The following is a 23006-nucleotide window of genomic DNA, read 5'->3' as shown; positions in this document are numbered from 1 at the left end:
GTTATTCATGTAGCTATGTTGGCGTGGTACGAATTGCAATCTTCTTGATCCTCCCGCGCGCACGAATCGTTCGAGTCACTTGAAGGCTATTCGCGGACCGCAGCGCTGCGCTATCTCGTGCCACAGGAACAATGAGCGCTGTTTGTGTAGGCATAGACAATGCCGTGCGAAGATTGCGACGGCGTGTGCGCCTTAGCCCACCTCCCACTTCCTGTGCCGCGTCAGGGACCGTAACGCCTGGTCGACACGACTCTATGCGGGGACGCCATGGAAGACGAAAAAGACGGACGAACCCCGCAGCGAATAAGGAGGCGCCTGTGGGCGATGTTGCGAGAGCGGGTTAGCGAATGGTTCATTGGGGGCGTTCTCTTGGCGCTTACCGGCTTCGCGCCGCAGGAATTCATCGCTCGACTCGTCCGCAATATTGCGGCGCCGGAGAGGGTGGAGCATTTGTCGCGCTTGGCGCTCGATGCCCGGCCGGTGATTGTCTTTGTTGGCATCGCAATCATTGTGGCTGATGCGCTGTATCGGAACCGGCACCGACCGGTCACTGCCATCCCAGGAAGGCCGCCGCTCACGGAGGATGGAGCGGGGCGCTTGCAACCTAACGACGGGGCGCTGGTGGAAAGCGAACCGAGTGAACCGGAAGCATTACCGCTCCCAAATCATCCATGGCTATCGGAGGGGCGAGTGATACTGGTCGTGCTTCCGTTCGAAAGTCTTGGTGGCGGCGACAAATATGATTACTTCAGTGAGGGCTTAACTGAAGACATGATCACCCAACTTGCCCGGCTCAGCCCGGAGCGCCTGGGTGTCATCGCCCGGACTTCGGCGATGCGCTACAAATCCACGACCAAGACCATTCATCAGATCGGCCAAGACCTCGGGGTTTCCCACGTGCTTGAGGGAAGCGTCCGGCGTGCCGGAGATCGGGTACGGGTTGCGGCGCAGCTCATCCGGGTAAGCGACGAAACGCACCTTTGGGCCGAGACCTACGAGGGGAACCGACGTGACATCCTGGCACTCCAGATCGAGGTGGCCAAGGCAATTGCCCGCGAAATCGAGATCAAGCTCACGCCGCACGAGCAAGGGCGTTTAGACCGTACTCCTGTCATTGATGCGCAGGCGCACGAAGCGTATCTCAAGGGGCGTCACTTCTGGTCCAAGCGCACCGAAGAAGGAATGCGAAAGAGCATTGAGTATTTTCAGCTCGCTATTGAACACCAGCCGAACTTTGCGGCCGCCTACGACGGAGTGGCCGATGCTTACACGATGCTTGCGTGTCGCGGCGTGAGCCCTGCGCGCGAAACGTTTCATCAAGCAAAAATGGCAGCCAGGAAAGCGCTGCAGATTGAACCCGATTTGGGTGAGGCTTATGCGTCACTGGCCCATGTACGTTTGCACGATTGGGATTGGGTCGATCTGGAACAGGATTTCCTGCGCGCCATTGAACTGAATCCAGGACACGCGATCGCCTACTACTGGTACGCGGAATACCTCATGATGGCCGGCAGAGCCGAAGAAGCCATTGCCAGGGTCAGGCAGTCCCAACAGATGGACCCCTTGAATTCCGTGCTGAATTCATCGGTTGCCATCATCTTGTACCTTGCTCGGCAATACGACCCGGCACGGGAAGAACTCCGTAAAGCCCTGGAAATCGATCCAAACCACTTTCTGCTTCACTTCAGGCTGGGGCTGGTTTACCAGCAACAGAAGTTGTTCCATGAAGCAATCGAGGAAATGCAGAAGGCTGTCACGCTTTCCGGCAGGAGCACTGAGACGCTGATGGGGCTGGCCCAGACCTACGCTGCCGCCGGCATGCGCGCGGACATGCAGCAGATCATGGATGCGCTGGAGACGGAATCCGAGAAGCACTACGTCCACCCCTACAACATGGCGAAAGTGTTTGGATCGCTCGGGGACAAAGAGCAGACCTTCGGCTGGCTGGAAAAAGCCTACGATGAGCACAGTCCTGACTTCATTGAGCTCAGGACAGAACCTACCTTCGACAGCGCTCGCTTCGATCCCAGATTCTCTGAACTGCTATCTCGCGTCGGGCTCGACCAGATCTGAAAGACGACGCTCTGTGATGGGCGCCAGGGCAAGTGGTTGCGCGTTACTCCGGCTGCAGTCGCTGAATCAGCGTCTCCCCCTAACGCTGTCGCGTTGGGGGGGAATGGCTGGTGTCAGCGTCGGACAGATACTCCCCCTTTCGTCGAAGTCATTTTCCCCGGTTTTTTATCTGACGGCACCGCGACCTACGTGATCGTCATTTTTTCCATGCTCGTGCAAGGAACGAGCTTCGGGCGTGTCCTCGGAAGGGCTATGCCCGCTATGAGCGAGATGCCTGTGCGCAAGTGGGAAACTCCACGGAACGCTCCGTTTTCCTCCATCCCTCGATCGCCCGTCGCCGTGAATAGGATGCTGCTTGAGCTGCCCGGATCAGGCCTTGGGGGTTCGCGCGCGCCTAGGGATCGAACGGCTCATATTTGCTTGCCCTACAGCCGCCGATTGAAAATGCTGTTTGACCGGCTCTTTTGGGTCGATCGCCGCGAAAGGACGAATTTCCCGTTCAGTGTGCCGGTGCGTGCCGATATTGATCTGTCGCCGTTGCAAAGAATGAGTCGCGCTTGACTTCGGTGTTTCAGAAGATCGACCGCCCTGAATAGGTCGTCAACCATTCCAGCGCGAGCGTCCCTGCGCTACGAATATATAAACTCCCATGTGATTCCATCGGTACCGACCGGACGGGCGAGTGCCGTGCTGCCTTCGACGACCGAGTTCGGCCAGGAAGAGCCGTCCACCACGGTCCGCTTTCGAAAAGTCCGGTTCGGTGACACGTCAAGGCAGGGAAGCGCATCATAGCCAAGCTCTAACGACGAAAACAGGCAACCCAACTATGACGTTGGACCGTGTGTCATTCGTCGTGTCTCCATCTCGTCGTCCACATAAATTGTGAACCGTCACTGCGCAATGTGAACGATGGCCGATTTGGCTACGAACTCGCTATCCTGTTTGCCACATTTTCCGATTGCCAATTCGGCGAATAGTGATACCGTCGATCCGGCCTTGACAACGAAAACCCGCATGTCGTCCAGTTCTGCCTTGGGCAGGACTTCGTACTCGCTGTCACCAGTTTCCTCGACAAGATCAGCCAGAAAATCAACCTGCTCCGGAAGCGGGTCACCCCACCACTTCGCGCCCGGCTTGGTATTCCCTTCGGGTATGACCTTGCCAAAGTCAAGGTCATCTTTGAGTACCCATGCTCCGAGCGAATACGTGGCTTTGGGACTCTTGAAGTTCAGTTTGCTGCGGCGCGGATTTTCCAATGTGACATGCACCACCAGCAGACGCAGGTCATCGCGATAGGGGAGCACCTGCGTGGTGAGCGTGATGTGGATCATCCATCTCGCTCCCCCTTCGAGGTAGTACCAGCGGAGCGCCCACCATCCACCTATTACAACCGCTAAGACCGACGAAATCCTGAAAGCGATTTCCGAAAGATCAAGAACGGTGCGCAGGTCCCAGCTGGTTCTGGTAATCGCCCAGCCTAGCCCGACAACGATGGCGATACTGCCCAATATCTTGAAGCTGAAGTCTGCGATGCGACGTGCACTCTTCATAGGCCTCCCTGCTTTCAATTGTCAGGCATCCACATGATATCGGCTGGTCGGAAATAGTGCGAGTAGATCGGGATGGCACGCAAGCAGCGTCTGACGACCGCTCTGCGGCGGTGCAATCGGAAGCCCTGGAGGGCCGCTTCGGGTCGATTGCTGCCGATGGCCGAATTTCCCATTGAGCGCTCTGGCGCGCGCCGATATGAATCTGCCGCCGTCGCGCCACATGAGGCACGCTTGACTTCGGTGTTTCAGAAGATCGAGCGCCCCGAATAGGTGGTCAACCATTCCAGCGCGAGCGTGCCCGCAAGCGAGTTGCCGTTCGTATCGAGCCCCGGCGACCACACGCACACCGCCATTTCGCCTGGCAGCACCGCGACGATTCCGCCGCCGACGCCGCTCTTCGCCGGCAGCCCGACGTGGTAGACGAAGTCGCCCGCGGCGTCGTAGGTGCCGCAGGTCAACATCAGCGCCGACAGCCGCTTCGCCGAGCTCGGATCGAGAATCCGCGCGCCCGTCGCGGGCGCGACGCCGCCGTTCGCGAGAAAGAGCGCGGCCTGCGCGAGCTCGACGCAATTCATCGAAATCGCGCATTGGCGGCAATACGCGTCGACGACCGTCTCCGGCGGCATCCGCATGTTGCCGAAGCTCGCCATGAAGTGCGCCATCGCGCGGTTGCGCTCCGCGTGCTGCAGCTCGGACAGCGCGACGCGCGAATCGTAGTCGATGTCGGCGATGCCGGTCAGGCGCCGGATGAATTCGACGAGCGCTGTCTCGGCGCGCACGAAGCGGCGGCTCAGCACGTCGGTGACGACGAGCGCGCCCGCGTTGATGAACGGATTGCGCGGCTTGCCGCGTTCGCTTTCGAGCTGCACGAGCGAGTTGAACGCGGTGCCGGACGGTTCGCGTCCGACGCGCTGCCACAGTTCGTCGCCGAGCAGCTGGAACGCGAGCGTGCACGCGAACAGCTTCGAGATGCTCTGGATCGAGAAGCGCTCGCGCGCGTCGCCGACCGTGTGGACTGTGCCGTCGAGCGTGACGACGGCCATGCCGAAGCGCTCGGCGGGCACTTTCGCGAGTTCGGGGATGTAATCGGCGACGCGGCCTGCGCCGATCCAGGGCGCGAGTTCGGCGTGGATGCGTTCTAGGATCGCTGGGTAATTCATCGAATCGGTACGCGGCGCGCCGCGGGTATCAGGCGAGCCCGTATGGAACCTTCTCGGCGGCAATTCGTCAAGCACCGGTGGCGCGGCGCATGCCTGCGCGGGGGAGAACGCGCGGCCGCGGCCGATCGCCTCGCCGAGCGACGCGCCGCATCCGCGACGGCCGTCGCGCCGGGCGTTCCGAAGCCGCGCCGCGCGGGCGGCGAACGCGGGGTTTCGGGGCCGCCGACACAAGAGGTTCGTCGGCCGGCGCGTGTCGCAGTATCATTCCAAATGTTTCAGGATCTTACAAAGTAGGCGCGTCAGTTTCGCCTGTTCGCGCTAAGTGATTGTTTCAAAAAACCTTTGGCTTCCATATCGACTGATTTGCCCATGCCTTTCCGGATTCTCCTCGTCGAGGACGACAATCGCCTGTCCACGCTGATCGCGGGCTACCTGCGCAAGCACGAATACGTCGTCGACACCGTGCTGAACGGCGACGACGCCGTCGGCGCGATTCTCACGGGGCGCCCCGATCTCGTGATCCTCGATGTGAACCTGCCCGGCAAGGACGGCTTCGAGATCTGCCGCGAGGCGCGCGAGCATTACGACGGCGTCATCATCATGGTGACGGCCCGCGACGAGCCGTTCGACGAGCTGCTCGGCCTCGAATTCGGCGCGGACGACTACGTGCACAAGCCGGTCGAGCCGCGCATCCTGCTCGCCCGGATCAAGGCGCAGCTGCGTCGCGCGCCGGTGCGCCAGGCGGACGGCGCGAGCGGGCAGCCGGAGCGCTACGCGTTCGGCAAGTTCACGATCGACCGCACGAACCGGACCGTCAACCTGCCCGACGGCACGACGCCCGAGCTGACTTCGGCGGAGTTCGACCTGCTGTGGGTGCTCGTCTGCCATGCGGGCGAGGTCGTGAGCCGCGACGATCTGATGCTGCAACTGCGCGGCGTCGAATTCGACGGCCTCGACCGGACGATCGACGGGCGGATCTCGAAGCTGCGCCGCAAGCTGCGCGACGACGCGAGCAGCCCGCAGCGGATCAAGACCATCCGCAGCAAGGGTTATCAGTTCAGCAAGAACGCGTGGGAGTAAGTTGCGCGTCGAGCTGTGCGGCGCCTGCGGCTCGCGCACGGGCGGGCCGCACGCTGGACCGCGCGTCTTACGGTTCGACGGTTCGAAACGGCGTGTGCCGCGCCGGCGATCTCGAACCTTGCGCGCATCGCCGCGTGGCGCGGCGATGCGCGGCGACGTTGCGCGACGCGACATGACATGACACGGGGCGACGCGATTTTCGCGACGGCTTTGTCCGATGCAACGCCGCTGCGTTCGCGCCCGCCCGCACGGCCGACGAGCCGGCCGCGCGCCCGCCGCCGGCTAGCCGGGGCAGTTCGCCGCCGCCGCTGCCGCCGCTGGCGCAGCCGGTTTCCGCTCGACGATTCACCGCACCGATTTCCGACATTCGCGACTCGATGATGAACAGCACGCAAGCGCACCGATTGTCCCCGTTCCGCTATTGCAAATGGCGCTGGCTCCATTTCCGCCGCTCGTGGACAGACACGCGCGCCGACCGGATTCCGAGCTGGTCGCGCCTTTATCTGCGGACCTATCTGCATCTCGTCGGCCTCGTGCTGGTGACGGTCGGCGGGACGATCGCGGCGCTGTGCTCGGCGCTCGGCGCGCGCGCGGTGTGGCGCGCGCTCGACGCGCTGCCGGGCGGCGCGCTGCCGCTCGCCGCGTTCGTGCTCGCGGTGCCGGCGCTCGCCGGCTATCGGTGGATGCGGCCCGTGTGGTCGGATCTCGTGATGGTGCGCGAGCGTGCGATCGACTTCACGGGCGGCCGCTTCAACACGCGCGCGCGCGAATCGCGCAGTGTGATCATCGGGCCGCTCGCGCGCACGCTGAACGCGCTCGCGATGCGCATGGAACGGCTGATCGCCGCGCAGCGCGACCTGACGAACGGCATCTCGCACGAGCTGCGCACGCCGCTCGCGCGCGTGCGCTTCGCGCTCGAGAGCCTGCGCGAGCCGGGATCGGCGGCCGAATATCAGAACGCGATCGACAGCATCGAGCAGGACGTGACCGAGCTCGACGAGCTGATCGACATGAGCCTCACGTACGCGCGGCTCGAGTACAGCTCGCTGCAGTCGAATCTCGAGCAGACGGCGCTCGTCGCGTGGTTCGACAAGCAGGTCGCCGACGCCGCGCTGCTGTACCCGAGCAAGACGATCGATGCGCGCGTCGCGCTGCCCGCCGATTTGCGCGTGAAGATGGACAAGCGGCTGATGTCGTATGCGATGCGCAACCTGCTGCGCAACGCGAGCAAGCACGCGCGCGGGCAGATCGCGGCGGGCCTGCGGATGCGCCACGGCAATATCGAGATCTACGTCGAGGACGACGGGGCCGGCGTGCCGCTCGACGAGCGCGAGCGGATCTTCGAGGCGTTCGTGCGGCTCGATCGCCATACGGCCGGCTACGGCCTCGGCCTCGCGATCACGCGGCAGGTGCTGCAGGCGCACAACGGGCGCGTCGCCGTCGTCGATCCGTTGCTGCTGCGGGGCGCGCGCTTCGAGATGAGCTGGCCGGTGTGACGTGCGCCGCGGGCGCGCGCGTTTGCGGCGAGCGGAGCGCGGCAGCGCATGCGCGCTTCCGGTTGGCGCCTCCGATTGGTGCCTCCGATTAGTGTCTCCGATTCGTACCTCAGATTGGCACTTCCGATTCTCGCCCCCGGTTTGCACGGTTGGTTCGTGCCGCCTGATGCGCCTCCGCCGGTTTGCATCCCTGATTCGCACCGCCGGGCGGCAACGCGCTGGCGGTTTGGCGCGGCACCGGGTGCCGGAACTCGTGCGACGTCGCCACGGCGCGGCCCCGCGCCGCGCGGCGCTTTCGTCGACGAGCCGGCCTGCCGCATGCACATGCGTCTTTTGGAGATGGCTTTTGGGGGGCGGCTCGTTCCGTGCGGATTCGCATCGTGCCCGCCGCATCTTGTCGCGTCGCCGGCTCCCGATTCACGCCCCCCGGCTCAATACGTGCGGCCGAGCTGGAAGTAAAGGTTGCGCCGCCCGCCCGGCGCGAACGCGACACCGACGTACACCGGCCCGAACGCGGTCGTGAGGCTCGTGAAGAGCGTGTAGCTCTGCTTGAGCGGACCGCTGGGCGTCGAGTCGAGCGACCACACGTTCCCGGCTTCCGCGCTCGCGCCGACGTAGAGCGCCTTGATCGGCGACGCGTTGAACGTCGCGAGCTGGTTCATGTACGTGATCTGCCCGTAGACGAGCGCATCGCCGCTCAGCTGGTCGGCCGCGTACGCCGACAGATGCTGGAAGCCGCCGAGCGTGTAGCCGAGCGGATTGCTGAGGTTCACGCCGCCGAAGCTCTTGCCCGCTTCGATGCTCGCGCTCACGCTATGCCGGCCGAAACGCTCGGCGACCATCAGCTTGCCGTAGACGTCGGTGAACTTGTCGTCGCTCGTCGCGAGGGATCTTTCGGCGCGGAATTCCGCAAAATAACCCTTGCGCGGAAAGACCTGATCGTCGAGCTGGTCGATGACGAGCCGGGCGCGCGCGTTGATCTGTCGCGCGTACCAGGACGGGAGCCACGCGTCGCCGTCGACCCACTCGCCGAGCAGGAGGTTGTACGTCGGCGCGGCCGACAGGTGCGTATACGCGAGCCCGACGCGGAAATCTCCGAGCCGCGCGAGCGGCAGCCCGAAATCGAGGCCGACTCGTGCCGTCTGGATACGGTATTGCGTGACCTTGATGTCGCTTTCCCCGTTGTAGAGGTTCGCGAAACGCCGCTGGTAATCCGCATACGGTGCGACGTAGTAGCCGATCTTGTTCGACAGCGGTTGCCGCAGCTCGACGTGCGCCGACTGCAGATCGCTGCCCAGCGTCGTATCCACGCGGAATTCGAGGCCGGACGGCGTGAGCCACGGCCGCCGGTAGCCGAGATGCAGCCGGAAGCCGCCTTCGTCCGTCGAACTGCTCGACATCCCGAGCCCGAACAGCAGGAAGTTCGGCCCCCAGTACTTCTCCTGCGCGTCGATCACGAGCCGGTGCTCGTCGCTTTCGTTGACGATCTGCTGCGCGACGTTCTCGAAATTGCCGCTCGTCGTGAGCGACAGCAGGTCGGCGCTCACCGCCTGCGGATCGTAGAGGTCGCCCGGTTTCACGCGCAGCGCGTTGCGCACGATCTGCGTCGGCACCGACGAGCCGTTGGTCCGGATCTCGATCGACGTGATGCGGATCGGCTGCGGCGGCGGCCGCCGGTGCGAGGCGCGGTATGCGTCGTATTGCTCGGGCGACAGCGCGTAGCGCTCGAGACGCGGCAGCGCGGCGACGGCGGCGGCCTCGCCCGCGGCGATCGACTGGTTCGCGGTCTGGAAATCGGTGAAGGTCTGCTTGCCGAGGTCCGGCGCAAGCAGGATGTCGTCCGGCCGCAGCTGCTTGCGCTGCTCGGCGACGTTCTGCCGGATCAGGATGCCGATCATCTGCTGCATCACGTCGGCGGGCGACGCGAGCGCGTTCAGCGGGCGCAGCGGCGAGCCGATGTCGACGGCGATCACGACGTCCGCGCCCATCCGGCGCGCGGCGTCGACGGGCAGGTTGCTGACGAGCCCGCCGTCCACGAGCGCGCGTCCGTCGATCTCGGCGGGCGAGAAGAGCCCCGGCAGCGCCATGCTCGCGCGGATCGCGAGCGGCAGCGAGCCGTGGTCGAGCACGACCTTCTGGCCGGTTTGCAGGTCGGTCGCGATCGCGCGGTACGGAATCGGCAGCCGGTCGAACGGCTGGTTGGTCGGCACGGCGGCCGTCCAGTTCGCGAGGAGCGCCTGCAGCCGGTTGCCCTGCACGAGCCCGACGGGCGCCTTGAAGCCTTTCGAATCGAAGCCGATCGTCAGGCTGTCGATGTACAGGCGCTCGTCCTCGCGCTTCTTTTGCGGCAGGTCCGCACGGTCGGTCACGTCGAACGCGATGTCGGCGAGGTTCACCTGCGACAGCCGCCGCTCCATTTCCTGCGCGGTCATTCCGGTCGCGTACAGGCCGCCGACGACGGCGCCCATGCTCGTCGCCGCGATGCAGTCGACGGGAATCCGGTGCGCCTCGAGCACCTTCAGCACGCCGAGATGCGCGTAGCCGCGCGCGCCGCCGCCCGACAGCACGAGGCCGATCGCCGGCCGGCCGGGCTTGCCGCCGTCCGGCGTGCAGACGGGCTCGCCCGCGGCGGCCGGCGATGTCGCGGCCTGCGCGGGCGTTTGCGCGGCGGCCCGATCGGGCGCCGCAGCGGTGGGCGCTGCGGTGGCGTTCGCGGCGATGTTCGGCGCGGGATTCGAGGCGGGATTCGAGGCGAGATTCGAGGCGGGATTCGAGGCGGGATTTGATACGGGATTCGAGGCGGCATTCGAGACCGCGGCTGTGGCCTGCTGCCGGGCGGCCCAGAACCAGGCGGGCGCCGCGTCGGCGGGCGCGGCCGATGCGGCCGATGCCGGGGCGGGCGACGTCCCGGCCGACGGCGCGCCGCCCGGCGAGGCCATTGCGCGTGTCGTCGCGTCGGCCGTCGCGGCAGTCGGCGCCGCGACGGCGCCCGCCATGGGCGCGGCGTCGGCCGCATGGGCGGCCGCGGGCCGGCCCGCCGCGACGCAGACGAACAGAAGGACGGCCACGAGGCCGGCGGCGCGAGCGCCCGGACGGGCGGAAGAGGCGAACACCGTCATTATCGTTGCTATGGCGTGGTCGGGCTGAACAGTCGGGAGGACCGATCCGGAATCGGCAAAAGCGAGAGAGTACCGCTTTTGCCCGCCCGCGGCCACGCGTCGGGCGCGATCCGCCCCGGCCCACGGTGCAAAGCGACCTGACGCTCTATAGAAATTTCATGAAATCTCCTAAAGTATTCAGGCATCCTGCCGCTAAGCGACTGAGTGGATTGTGCTCGTCGCCGGCAACCGGCCCGGGGGGGCGGCCGGCGACGCATCCGCGCAATCCTTCCACCAGATTCGATAGAGGCTTCACGATGGCGGCACCCTTTCTCGGAAGGTTTTTTGCGCACAACGTCGCGGTCGATCCGGGCACCGCGAGCACGCAGATCTACGTCCGCGATCGCGGCGTCGTGCTGAATCAGCCGTCGGTCGTCTGCTTCCGCAAGCGGGGCGGCCCGGCCGACAAGGCGCGCGTCGAGGCGGTCGGCGAGCAGGCGAAGGCGCTCCTCGGGCGCTCGCCCGAGCATCTCGAAGCCGTCCGGCCGCTCAGGCACGGCGTCGTTGCGAACTATCACGCGGCCGAGCAGATGATGCGGCAGTTCGTCGATATGTCGCATGCGCGCTCGCTGTTCGGGCGGCGCGTCGAGTTCACGATCTGCGTGCCGTCGAACGCGACCGCGGTCGAGCAGCGCGCGATCCGCGAAGCGGCGCTCGCGGCGGGCGCGTCGCGGGTCAGCCTGATCAGCGAGCCGCTCGCGGCCGCGCTCGGCGCGGGGCTGCCGGTGACGGAGGCGGTCGGCTCGATGGTCGTCGACATCGGCGGCGGCACGACCGAGGTCGCGGTGATCGCGCTTGGCGGGATCGTCTATCGCGAGGCGATTCGCGTGGGCGGCGACCAGTTCGACGCGGCGATCGTCAATCACGTCCGCAACCTGTACGGCGTGCTGCTCGGCGAGCACACCGCCGAGCACGTGAAGAAGGCGATCGGCACCGCGAGCTACCGGGTGCCGCGCGAATCGATCCATGCGGTTGGGCGCAGCGTCGCCGACGGCCTGCCGCGCACGATCCAGCTCAGCAACCACGACATCGCCGACGCGCTCGCCGCGCCGCTGAACCAGGTGGTGAGCGCGGTGAAGAGCGCGCTCGAGAACGCGCCGCCGGAGCTCATCACGGACATCGCGGATCGCGGGATCGTGCTGACGGGCGGCGGCGCGCTGCTCGCGAATCTCGGCAAGCGGCTCCACGACGAGACGGGGCTCGCCGCGCGCGTGGCCGACGAACCGCTGACCTGCGCGGTGCGCGGCGCCGGCGAGGCGATGGGGCGCGGCGGGTTCGAGGCCGGCGACGACGACGCGGGCGACATCGGCTTCAGCCGCTGACGCGCGCGTGTCGCCGCGTGCCCGTCCTCGGGCCGCGTTTCGCTAACGCGACTGCAACCACGCCGCGACGGCCTTCGCCTGATCGGTGTCGAGCGTATGCGCGACCGCGCTCATCACGGGCGCATTCGCGCGCGTGCCGTTCTTGAAGACCTCGATTTGCCGCAGCAGGTAGGCCTCGTGCTGTCCCGCGAGCCGCGGGAACGTTCCGACGCCTTGCCCGTTCTGTCCGTGGCACGACGCGCACGCCGGCGTGCCCTTTTCGGGCACGCCGTGCTCGAAGATGTCCTGCCCCTTCGCGACGAGCGCCGGATCGCCGGGCTCGCCGTGCGTCGGCTCCTGATGCGAGTAGTAGTCGGCGATCGACGCGATCGTCGCGTCGTCGAGCTGCGACGCGATGGCCCACATGTACGCGCGCGCGTCGGTCTCGCCGCGCGCGTGCTCGCGAAAGCCCTTGAGCTGCGCGCTCAGATACTCGTTCGTTTGCGCATTGAGCCGCGGGAACATCGGCGATTCGCTGCGGCCATGCGCGCCATGGCAAGCGGCGCAGAGCTGCGCGGCGAGCCGCGCGCCGTCCTGCGCGTGCGCGCGGACGGCGGGCCAGCCGCCGAGCGCGGCGGCGAGCGCGGCGATCCACATCGGTGATGCAAGCAGCTTTTTCATGATCGTTCTCGCGGAGCAGGCGGGTTGGCGAGGCAAGGTTCGGGCGGCGTCAGAACACGAACCACGCGAGCAGGTACAGCGTGTTGTTGTCGCTCGCGTTTCGGCCGTTGCCGTCGTAGTTGAAGCGCGCTCCGTTGAACTTGAGGAACCATGTGTACTGCAACGACAGCTTCACTTGCGGGAACGGCAGATAGTCGAGCTCCGCGATGACGCCTCGCGAGTCCGGGCTGCCGTTCGCGCTGCCCGTCACGGGCGTCGGCGAGTACAGCCCGGGATCGGTCGTGCCCGTTGTCGAGAAGTACGCGAGCGTCGCGCCGTACTTGCGCTGGTAGTAGTACGAAGCCTTCGCCTTGAACGTGTTGAGACGGTCGGTCGGGTTGGCTGGCGTCGGCCCCGCGCCGATTCCGCCGCTCGGGAAGCTCGCGCTCCAGTTCTGCTTCTCGTGGATGAACGTGAACTGCGTCGTGAACGCGTGCGACAGCGTCAGGTATTGATACTGCGCATCGAGCGCGATGTCGGTGAAGCGGTCGGTCGGCGTCGCGGGCAGCGTGTTGTCCGGATACACGTCGGCAATCAGGCCGAACGTGCCGAGCATCAGCGAGTGCGGGCCCCATTCGCGGTTGTACGCGACGCGCCAGTACGGGTTACCGCCCCGCAGCCGCGTCACGCCGCCCGGCGTGCTGATGTCCTGCCCCGTGCGGAACACCGAGAACATCTGGTCGGCAGTCCGATAGAGGCCGACTTCCGCGTAGATGCTGCGCTGCCAGAATGCGTACGCGGCGAAGCCCGCGACCTGCTGCGCGAGGCCGCCGTCGATCAGCGTGCTCGCCGTCGGCGTGAGCGACACGCTGCTCGACGCGTACGGATAGCCGAATGCCGGCGTGCTGTTCCAGACGTCGGAGACGGTCGGATTGTTGTTGACCGTGACGCCGTAGATGAAGTCGACGTCGTCGCGCGTGAAGTGCCCGGCCGCGCGGATGTCGGTGTTGTCGATGCCGCTGTGGTGCGCGATGCCGTCGTACGTCCATTGCGCGAACGCGCCGACCGGGCCGGCGATGCGCCCGCCGTAGAACAGGCTCGCCTGCTGCAGCACGACGTCCTGATTGCGCACGAAGTCGTAGTTGCGGTTGTCGATCGAGCGGGTATTGGTTTGCGACAGCTGCACCATGCCCGCGAGCGGAATCGTGAACCGGTTCGACAGCGTGTAGCCCGTCAGCTTGAAGAAGCGCCCGAACGGCGTGAGTTCCGGGAAGCTCACGTGGCACGCGACGCAGGCGAGCCCCGTTTGTCTCGCGAACGCCGGAACCGCGGCGGCGTCATTCGACAGGCACAGCACCCCGAACACGCATGCAAGCATGGCGGTAAGGCCGCGACGGATGCGATTGAACATACCGCCCCCTTCTTGTTTGTCGTCAGGGCTCGTGTATCCGGTTTCCGTTGAGAAACCGCCTTTTTCCAACGCATTGAAGCCGGTGTTTCCACTGATATCCGCTGCGGTCCTTCTCGTTTATTTCAATATCGTTCTGACTTCATCAAACGTGTCGCACCGCTAACGATCCATCTTTCGTCGCGACCGATGTCGATGATTCGAGTCTATGATCGCCACAATTGCGAAAATTGACTTGGATCAGCAACGAAGAGGGGGCGTCGCGCGTGCCGAACGGAACGCGATGCTCCGTTCGGCGCGCGAGCGGCTACTTGCCTTGCAGCAGATCCATGAAGGGCGGGAATGTCAGCAGGATGCCGAGCGCGAGCAGCACGAAGGCGACGGTCGTGACGCGGCCGAGCGCGACCGACGCCGCGTTCCATCGGCGCGACAGCGCCGCCCATGACAGCAGCCAGACGACGATCGCACTCGTCGTCACGCCCGAAAGCGGCCCGGTGGGCGTGTAGAACGTGAAGAAATGCGCAACTGAGCGGAACGCGTCGCCGGCGAGCGCAAAGAGCCCGACGGCGAAGCAGCCGATGCCGGCCGCGAGAATGGCGGCGGCGGCCGGGCCGTTCGGCAGCACTTCGGCGGCGGCGGGCGCGCTTGTTCGCGGCGAAGCGTTTGTCGGCTCGCTTGCTACGGATGACTGATTATGCGCCGTATCGGCGGCATGTTGCGCGGCGGTGTGCGGATGAGAGGCATGCATTTTCATTCTCCCGTCATGAGGTGGATGGCGGCGCCGCCGCGGACCGGCGCGTACTTGTTCAGGAATGCGCCGAACGCACCCGCGACGCCCGTCGCGACGAACGCGACGACGGTGAACGCCAGCACCGCGTTGCGAATCTGGCGTTGCTTGCCGAGCGCCGCGCCGTACTTGCCGAACACGTAGGCGACCATCGTCATCGCGATCGGCGCGAGCCACGCGACGTGCTCCTTCCATTCCATCCCGAGGCTGTGCCAGCCCGACGTGTCGCGGCTCGACATCAACAGGCGCTGCGGGTAGTTCGCGAGATCGGTCAGGCCGGCGGGCGGCACCGCGCGATACCACGGATAGACGATGTATGCGCCGGAGAACACGGTTGCCCACGCGAGGATCACCATCGCGGACAGATAGATCATCAACAGCCGATGTTCACGCGGCGCGGGCACGGCGGGCGCGCCCGGCGACGACGTGCGATAGAGCTCGGCGATCGCACCGGAAAACGCAAGCATGAACAACGCGCCGAATCCCATTCCGTGCAGCACCGTCAGCAGGTCTCTCAATGAAATTTCCATCATGGCCTCCGTTCATGTGGCGGGTTTCGCCTTTCATCGTGTTGGATGGCGGGCTTGCTGCGTTGAGACAGATCAATCGAAATGACGTGGCGAGTATTTATTCGAGATGCGAAATGAATTCGAAAACGATTCAAAGATTGCGAGTCGGCTATTTGTCAGACGGAGTCGTCTGACAAAAATGGTCGAATGAAATGATAGGATGAATCGGCGGAAAAGATAAAGGTGAGGCGAATGCATGTTGCCGTTCGGGACCGAAGCGCATCGCGCGTTCGCGAAGGCGTTGCGTTCGGCGCGTCGACCACGCGCGGCATTTACCTGTTGCATACGTTTCGCTTGCGGCAATCGCGAGATCTCGGCCGAAACGATTCTCGTTCTTTGAAGTCCATTGCGAAGCGCATCGCGGATGCGGCGGGAAAGCCGCATTGAAGCCGAGGCAAAGACATCGGCGCCGACCGTTCCGATTTTTTGCATATCGGCGTGCTTTGATATAGCCTTCCGACAAGTCGTCATCCGCATTAACTAGACCAACTCGAGATGTCGCCGCCATAAAGGGGGGGCGTCATGCCGTTCGCTTAGTCGATCAGATCGGCGTTCGCGCTTTCGCGGTTTTTCCGATTCCTGCGTTTCCTTCGAAACAGACGGCCGTCGCCGCGCGGCCGGAAGACTGTTTTGTCCCGACGATTCGCCGAATCGTCGACGCAATTCCCGCCGCGCCAGGCAGTTTCCTTCGACGTCTATTTTCGATGGCAAGGAAGGGGGCAACATGAACTGCACGCGTTCAAGAAAAAACAACGAGCTTGCCAAGCTCGTGCCGTCGATGGGCGTGTTCGTCGCGCTCGTCGGCGCCGGCATCGTTCAGGCGCACGCGGCCTGCACCCCGGCGGGCACCACCGTCACCTGCTCGGGGGCGGCCAATCCGCTCGCGCCGAGCTATTCGAACAGCGGCAACAATCTCAACGTGACGGTCGACAGCGGCGCGAGCCTGGGCGTGCTGCTCGGCATCGGCGGCACCGCGCTGTCGCTCACGGGCAGCGGCGTTTCGCTGACCAACAACGGCACGATCGATCCGACCGTGCTCGGCTCGGGGCTCGGCATCCTGTCGAGCGGCACCGTCGTCGGCAACGCGTCGCCGAGCACGACCAACGTCACGAACAACGGCACGATGAACGGCACGACAGGCGTGTCGATCAGCGGGCTGACCGGCATGGCGCTCGCGGTCCAGAACGGCACGGGCGGCGTGTCGAACATCACGAACACCGGGACGATCGGCTCGACGCCGCTCGTCGGCGCGACGCTGCTCGGCCCGGATTCGCCCGTGGTCGCCGCGTACGGCGGCGGCCAGGTCAATTTCAACAACAGCGGCACGATCACCGGCCGCGTCGCGTTCCAGCCGAACGGCGCCGCCGGGCAGGGCAACACGTTCGTCAACTCGGGGACGATCGACGGCAGCGTGTCGATGGGCGCGAACAGCACGAACACGTTCACCGCGATGACGGGCTCGACGGTCAGCGCGGCGGGCGGCACCGGGGTGGCGCTGAACATCGGCGTCGGCTCGCTCACGCTCGGCTTCGCGGCGACGGGCATCGTCGACGGCGGCGCGGGCGGCAACAACACGCTCTTGTTGCAGCAGGCCGCGGGCGGCCCCGCGAGCGGCACGATCGCCGTCAACAACTACATCAACTTCAATCATCTCGACGTGACGAGCGGCGCGTGGACGATCAACGGCGCGTCGAGCGCGCAGGACGCGACGCTGTCGGGCGGCGTCGCGATCATCGGCAACAACGCGTCGCTCGGCACGGGCACGATCGCCGGCAACGGCGGCGCGCTGCAGGCGGGCGCCGCGGGGCTCGGCGTGAGCAACAACGTGACGCTCGGCGCGGGCGGCCTGACGGTGCAGGGCGCGACGGGGCTCACGCTGTCGGGCGCGATCTCGGGCGGCGGCGCGTTGACGAAGAACGGCGGCGGCACGCTGACGCTCACGGGCGCGGACACGTACACGGGCGGCACGACGATCAATGCGGGCACGCTTGCCTTGGGCGCGGGCGGCAGCCTCGCGGCGGCGGGCTCGGTGAATCTTGCCGGCGCGGGCGTGGGCTTCGACATTAGCGGCGCGACGGGCAGCCAGACGATCGGCGGCCTGTCCGGTGTCGCCGGAACGACGGTCGCGCTCGGCGGCAACGGGCTGACGCTCGCGGGCAGCGGCGGCACGACGTTCGGCGGGACGATCGGCGGCACCGGCGGCCTGACGCTCGCCGGCACCGGCACGCAGGCGCTGACCGGCAGCAACACGTATTCGGGCGGCACGACGCTCGCGGGCGGCACGGTCGCGCTCGGCGGCAGCGGCGCGCTCGGCACGGGGGCGGTGACGGTCGCCGCGCCGACGACGATCGCCGCGACGGCCGCCGTGAACCTGTCGAACGCGGTCGCGCTCAACTCGACCGCGACGATCGGCGGCACGCGGAGCCTGACGCTGTCGGGCCCCGTGTCGGGGGCGGGCGGCCTCGTGATGAACGGCTCGTCGACGCTCACGCTCGTCGGCGCGAACACGTACGCGGGCGGCACGACGGTCGACGCGGGCACGGTCGTCGTCGGCAACGGCGGCGCGCTCGGCACGGGCGGCCTCACGGTGAACGGCGGCAGCGTGTCGCTCGGCGGCTCGAACGTGACGCTGCCGACGCTGAACGGCGCGGCGGGCGGCACGATCGACACCGGCGCCGGCAGCCTCGCCGTGACGGGCGGCGGCAGCTTCGGCGGCGCGCTGACGGGCGGCGGCTCGCTCGCGGTGTCGGGCGGCGCGCCGCTCACGCTGACGGGCGCGAACACGTTCACGGGCGGCACGACGATCGCGAGCGGCGGCACGCTGCAGATCGGCAACGGCGGAACGACGGGCAGCCTCGCGGGCAACGTCGCCGACAACGGCGCGCTCGTCTTCGACGAAGCGGCCAACGTCACGTACGGTGGCGCGATTTCCGGGTCGGGCTCGCTCACGCAGGCGGGCAGCGGCGTGCTGACGCTGACGGGCGCGAGCACGCTCGCCGGGCCGACGACGGTCGCGGCGGGCACGCTCGCCGTCGACGGCTCGCTCGCGAATTCGACGGTGAGTGTGCGCAACGGCGCGACGGTGACGGGCACGGGCACGCTCGGCGGGCTCGTGGTCGCGAGCGGCGGCACCGCGTCGCTGCCGCAGCCGGGGCAGGTGCTCAACGTGGCGGGCAACGTGACGTTCCAGGCGGGCTCGACGCTGCAGGTCGCCGCGAATCCGCAGCAAAGCGGCAGCCTCGCGGCGACGGGCTCGGCGACGCTGAACGGCGGCACCGTGCAGGTGCTCGCGAGCCAGGCGAACTATCAGGCGAACACGACCTACACGATCCTGAGCGCTGGCGCGGGCGTGCAAGGCCAGTTCGCCGGCGTGAACGCGACGTACGCGTTCGTCACGCCGACGCTCGCCTACGACGCGAACCACGTGTTCCTGCGGCTCGCGCCGAACGCGACGCCGTTCACGTCGGTTGCGGCGACGCAGAACCAGACGGCCGCCGCGGGCGCGCTCGGCACGCTCGGCGCGGGCAATCCGCTGTTCGACACCGTGCTCGTCACCGATGCGCCGACCGCGCGCAGCGCGTTTTCGCAGCTCGACGGCGAACTGCAGGCGAGCATGAAGAGCATGTTGTTGACCGACAGCCGCTACGTGCGCGACGCGGTGACGGACCGTGTGCGCCAGGGGCTCGCGCCGGGCTCGGGGCCGCTCGCGGCGCTGTCGTCGGGCGGGGCCGCGCTGTGCGACGACGCGGGCGGCGGCGCGCCGCGCCAGGACGCGACGCCGCCCGAGCGGCGGCTCGGCTCGCGCGAAAGCTGCGTCGGCGGCACGCCGTATCGGCCGGTGGTCTGGGGGCAGGCGTTCGGCGGCCGCAGCCGGCTCGCGAGCGACGGCAATGCGTCGACGCTCAACCGCAGCATGACGGGCTTCATCGCCGGTGCGGACGTCGCGCTGAACGACCGCTGGCGCGCGGGCGCCGCGGCGGGCCTCACGCACAGCTCGCTCGACAACGACCTGAATTCGTCGGCCTCGCTGAACAGCTACTACGTCGCGCTCTACGGCGGCGCACAGTACGGCGCGTGGGGCGTGCGCGGGGGCGCGGTGTACACGTGGTACCGGATCGACACGGACCGCTCGCCCGCGTTCGCCGCCTTCCGCGATCACGATTCGGCCGGCTACGACGCGAATTCGGGCCAAGTGTTCGGCGAGGTGGGCTATGCGATTCCGGTGGGACGCTTCGCGCTCGAGCCGTTCGCGGGGCTCGCGTACGTGAGCCTGCATACCGACGGCTATCAGGAGAGCGGCGGCGCGGCCGCGCTGAAGGGCGACGCGGACACGAGCAACGTCGCGTTCTCGACGCTCGGCGTGCGCGCGGCGACGGAGCTCGGCGTGCTCGCGAAGGGCACGCTGAGCGCGCGCGCGATGGCCGGCTGGCGGCACGCGTTCGGCAGCGCGCGGCCGACGTCGACGCTCGCGTTCGCGGCCGGCGGCTCGTCGTTCCAGGTCGCGGGCGTGCCGATCGCGCGCGACAGCGCGGTGCTCGAGCTCGGCATCGACGCGAGCGTCACGAAGAACCTGACGCTCGGCGTGTCGTACAGCGGGCAGTACGGCAGCGGCGTGCGCGACAACGCGGTGCTCGGCAACGCGCTGTGGCGGTTCTGATGCGCGCGTGACGCGCGCCGCGCGGGAAGGGCGAACGGCAGCGCGCCGCGCTGCCCGGCCGTTCGCGTTTCGACGATATCCCGGCGATGGGGCGTTCGACGAAATGCGCGGGCGGCGCTTGCCGGAAAACGTCCACCGGGAATATCCCGCCCGCTCTCACGCTCATTGGACAGGTGCCGATGCGCCGCTTTCGTTTTTGCCCAGTCCAGACAGGCGAACGGGACGGTTAGACCCACGCCGCTCCACATTCAAGCCTCGGCGCATATCGGCCGACAACGGATACGACAGCCGCGAGCGGGCCGAACTGATCGAACGCCGGGGCAGTAAAGCGGTGCAGTAAAGCGGTGAATCCGCCGCGAAGTTGCCGGCGACCGCGGGCATACGACAAAGCCCGCTACCGGCTACGCAATCGCATCGAGCGCGGCTTTGCCCGCTGATTTGCGCGCGTCAGGCAATGGAGGCGCGTTGCGGCACGCTACGTCCGCAAGCCGGTCAACTTCCTGGCAACCATTCAGTTGGCTTCCGTCATGCCATGGCTGCAGTGAATGTCGATTCAGCCTAGAAGTTTCATGGGGCGAGCAAGCGAATAAGGCTGCATGGATTCGATTTTCAGATTGCGAATCCGAGTTTTGCAATTAGCGGGTAATTTGATTTTTATAGGCTGTGATGATTTAACTGGATTTGAAAACCGTTTCCGCTATTATGCTTCATGTGTTTGTTTTCGATGCTGTATTTTCATTATTCTCGCCGTGGGCCATCACTTCCCCCTCCGGAAGCTTTGCGCTCAGCAAGGGTAACAACCACGCATTGATTTCTCCTTCAATGTGCAAAGCGATCCGGGAGACAAGAGCCATGTCTTCCCGGCTCGGCAATTTGGGTTTGAAACGGAACCCGAGGGGTATCTTGGTTTGCAACGAGTAGCAGGAGCGCGAAAGATTATCTTTTTCATCCGGGGCGCGACCATATCCGTTGCGTTGATGCAAGGATTTGTCGCGAGGCATGCGGTGTCGAGCGAGCCGGACAGCATGTGATCGCCCTTTTCTGACTGGCGGCCGGGGGCGCGCCTGCGGATTCCGGCTTGAAAATGTCGGAGGAACCGGATCTTGGTGAGAAGTATCGATCACTGATCTCGCGGCCGACGATCACTGGGGTTGTGCACTATCGTGCGGGCAATCGGGTCACTGACCAGTCACGACTTGTGCCCCCTGAATCTCTTCCGCCGCGCACGGGCGTGGGAGTCTTCACGAACGAATCGAAGGAGCCGTCTGATGAACAACGAAATGACGCCGACGCACGTGTGGCGCGTCGTCCTTGCCGCCGCACTGACGTTTCTCGCGGGCGCATGCACAGGGGGGAGGGCGGACATGACCTCCGAGGCGGCACCGAACGTCGCGTGTGCGTCGGACGACGTGACGCCGAAGCGGCAATTTCGCGCGTTCTGGATCGCGTCGGTGGCGAACATTGACTGGCCTTCCCGGGAGGGGCTCACGCTCGTCGAACAGCAAGACGAACTGCGAAAGTGGCTCGACGACGCTGTCCGGCTGAATTTCAACGCGGTGATCCTGCAGGTGCGGCCGGTATCGGACGCGTTCTGGCCGTCACCTTTCGCGCCGTGGTCTGAATTCCTCACCGGCACGCAGGGCGTAGATCCCGGCTACGACCCGCTCGCGTTCGCGGTCGCCGAGGCGCATCGGCGCAATCTCGAACTGCACGCATGGTTCAATCCTTATCGGGCGACGAGAAACACCCGTCTCGACGCGCTTGCGCCGATGCATCCGGCGCGTCTGCATCCTGACTGGCTCGTGCGTTACGGTGGGCAATTCTATTTCGATCCCGGTATGCCCGCCGCCCGCGAGCACATCGTCAGCGCCATCATGGACGCGGTCGACCGCTACGACGTTGACGGTGTCCATCTCGACGACTTCTTTTATCCGTATCCGATCGCGGGTCAGACGTTCGACGATGCCGCGACATACGGACAATACGGCGGAGGGTTCGCGACGCTTGCCGACTGGCGCCGTCATAATGTGGACGTGTTCGTCGAAACGCTCGCGCAACGCATCAAGGCGGCGAAACCGTGGGTCAAGTTCGGCATCTCGCCGTTCGCGGTGTGGCGCAACGCGCTCACCGATCCGCAGGGCTCGCAAACATCGGCCGGCGCGCAAACGTACGACGATCTATACGCCGATACGCGCCGCTGGCTCCGCGAGAACTGGGTCGATTACATCGCGCCGCAAGTCTATTGGGCGCAAGGCTTTCCGGTCGCGGACTACGACAAGGTCGTGCCGTGGTGGGTGGAGCAGGCCCGGATGTCCCGCGCGCATCTCTATATCGGCCAGGCGGCTTACAAGGTCGGCATATCGGAGCAATCTCCCGGATGGTCCGATCCCGGCGAGCTCGACAATCATCTTGCGTTCAATTGCAAGCTTCCCGAAGTGAAAGGCGATATCTATTTCTCCGCGAAAGACGTCCGCGCGGATCGCCTCGGCTCGATGTCGCAACTCGTTCGCAAGTGGTATTCGCGTCCCGCGCTCGTGCCGACCATGCCGTGGCTCAAAGCGACGCCGCCGCTCGCGGTGAATGGCCTGCGCGTTGAGCGGACTCCGGACGGCGTGCGGTTGAGATGGCAAGCCGGCTCGGCCGACACGGTGTCGTATGCGATCTATCGCCACGAACGGCCGCGGTGCGATGCGTGTCGGGACATCGACGCACGGCATCTGGTCGCAACCGTCAGAGGAACCGATTATCTCGACGCGAAGGCAAGCGTCGATCACGAATACATGTACTCGGTCACGGCGCTGGACCGTGTCTGGAACGAGAGCGCGCCAGTCGCCACGAAACCGATCCCCGCGCTTTGACGTTGACGGCAGCGCTCGTCAGGGCGCCGTCAAGTTGCTGGCACACGGATCATTCGTGGGCTGACAAGTCGGGTAGTCGTCCGATTCGTGCGAAATCCGGCGGCCAGCACCGCGGATGAATTTCAAAATCAGGGAACGTGCTTTGCCGGGAGCGCGGCAATGAGTCGCTCAGGCGCGACCGTGCGCGGCAACACGCCGGCTGCCCCGCTCGCCTGAGGGGCGACTGGGGCAATTCAACCGCAACCCGGC

General features: G+C 66.0%; 15 protein-coding genes. 6 read left to right on the top strand and 9 right to left on the bottom strand.

The window, feature by feature from the left end:
* The first annotated feature begins 267 nt into the window (after positions 1-267).
* Positions 268-2073, top strand: a complete 1806-nt coding sequence (locus WS78_RS26825; protein WP_059578808.1) for a tetratricopeptide repeat protein — start codon at positions 268-270, stop codon at positions 2071-2073.
* A gap of 890 nt (positions 2074-2963) precedes the next feature.
* On the opposite strand, the gene WS78_RS26820 is transcribed toward WS78_RS26825, so the two are convergent.
* Positions 2964-3623: a hypothetical protein gene (locus tag WS78_RS26820; protein WP_059578804.1), complete on the bottom strand. Its 660-nt coding sequence runs from the start codon at positions 3621-3623 to the stop codon at positions 2964-2966.
* Between the two features lie 245 nt (positions 3624-3868).
* A complete protein-coding gene (locus WS78_RS26815; protein WP_059578800.1) occupies positions 3869-4783 on the bottom strand; it encodes a glutaminase in 915 nt (304 codons plus the stop codon).
* 369 nt (positions 4784-5152) lie between these two features.
* On the opposite strand from WS78_RS26815, the gene WS78_RS26805 reads away from it, so the two are divergent.
* Both WS78_RS26805 and WS78_RS26795 read left to right on the top strand, forming a co-directional pair.
* The gene (locus WS78_RS26805; RefSeq protein WP_038752513.1) at positions 5153-5863 is read left to right on the top strand and encodes a response regulator; all 711 of its coding nucleotides are present in this window, start codon (positions 5153-5155) and stop codon (positions 5861-5863) included.
* A 380-nt stretch (positions 5864-6243) separates the two neighbouring features.
* Positions 6244-7359, top strand: a complete 1116-nt coding sequence (locus WS78_RS26795) for an ATP-binding protein (RefSeq protein ID WP_038752508.1) — start codon at positions 6244-6246, stop codon at positions 7357-7359.
* Between the two features lie 431 nt (positions 7360-7790).
* Here WS78_RS26795 and WS78_RS26790 read toward each other — a convergent pair whose 3' ends face one another.
* Positions 7791-10478, bottom strand: coding sequence for a patatin-like phospholipase family protein (locus WS78_RS26790; RefSeq protein WP_059578797.1), 2688 nt, complete (start codon positions 10476-10478; stop codon positions 7791-7793).
* Positions 10479-10774: 296 nt separating this feature from the next.
* On the opposite strand from WS78_RS26790, the gene mreB reads away from it, so the two are divergent.
* A complete protein-coding gene (mreB, locus tag WS78_RS26780; RefSeq protein ID WP_038752503.1) occupies positions 10775-11839 on the top strand; it encodes a rod shape-determining protein in 1065 nt (354 codons plus the stop codon).
* Between the two features lie 42 nt (positions 11840-11881).
* On the opposite strand, the gene WS78_RS26775 is transcribed toward mreB, so the two are convergent.
* The 5 genes from WS78_RS26775 to WS78_RS36390 form a co-directional block, all read right to left on the bottom strand.
* Positions 11882-12499 carry a c-type cytochrome gene (locus WS78_RS26775; protein ID WP_038752500.1) on the bottom strand — a complete coding sequence of 206 codons (618 nt, stop codon included), beginning with the start codon at positions 12497-12499 and terminating at the stop codon, positions 11882-11884.
* Between the two features lie 49 nt (positions 12500-12548).
* The gene (locus WS78_RS26770) at positions 12549-13889 is read right to left on the bottom strand and encodes a cytochrome C (RefSeq protein WP_081989967.1); all 1341 of its coding nucleotides are present in this window, start codon (positions 13887-13889) and stop codon (positions 12549-12551) included.
* Positions 13890-14193: 304 nt separating this feature from the next.
* On the bottom strand, positions 14194-14640 hold the full coding sequence (locus WS78_RS26765; protein WP_038752497.1) for a hypothetical protein: 447 nt from the start codon (positions 14638-14640) through the stop codon (positions 14194-14196).
* Positions 14637-15203, bottom strand: coding sequence for a hypothetical protein (locus WS78_RS26760; protein ID WP_038752698.1), 567 nt, complete (start codon positions 15201-15203; stop codon positions 14637-14639). The genes WS78_RS26765 and WS78_RS26760 overlap by 4 nt, the downstream gene beginning before the upstream one ends.
* 72 nt (positions 15204-15275) lie before the next feature.
* A complete protein-coding gene (locus WS78_RS36390) occupies positions 15276-15674 on the bottom strand; it encodes a hypothetical protein (RefSeq protein WP_156437509.1) in 399 nt (132 codons plus the stop codon).
* 292 nt (positions 15675-15966) lie between these two features.
* Here WS78_RS36390 and WS78_RS26750 point away from each other — a divergent pair, with 292 nt between their 5' ends.
* Positions 15967-19899: an autotransporter outer membrane beta-barrel domain-containing protein gene (locus tag WS78_RS26750; RefSeq protein ID WP_059578788.1), complete on the top strand. Its 3933-nt coding sequence runs from the start codon at positions 15967-15969 to the stop codon at positions 19897-19899.
* 707 nt (positions 19900-20606) lie between these two features.
* Here WS78_RS26750 and WS78_RS36385 read toward each other — a convergent pair.
* A complete protein-coding gene (locus WS78_RS36385; protein ID WP_145986914.1) occupies positions 20607-20900 on the bottom strand; it encodes a hypothetical protein in 294 nt (97 codons plus the stop codon).
* Between the two features lie 267 nt (positions 20901-21167).
* Here WS78_RS36385 and WS78_RS26745 point away from each other — a divergent pair, with 267 nt between their 5' ends.
* Positions 21168-22757: a glycoside hydrolase family 10 protein gene (locus tag WS78_RS26745; protein ID WP_394335897.1), complete on the top strand. Its 1590-nt coding sequence runs from the start codon at positions 21168-21170 to the stop codon at positions 22755-22757.
* The last annotated feature ends 249 nt before the right edge of the window (positions 22758-23006 follow it).

This window comes from Burkholderia savannae (assembly GCF_001524445.2).
GTDB classification, from domain to species: domain Bacteria; phylum Pseudomonadota; class Gammaproteobacteria; order Burkholderiales; family Burkholderiaceae; genus Burkholderia; species Burkholderia savannae.
Note: the sequence above shows the minus strand (reverse complement) of the source record. Positions and strands in the feature narration are given on the sequence as shown.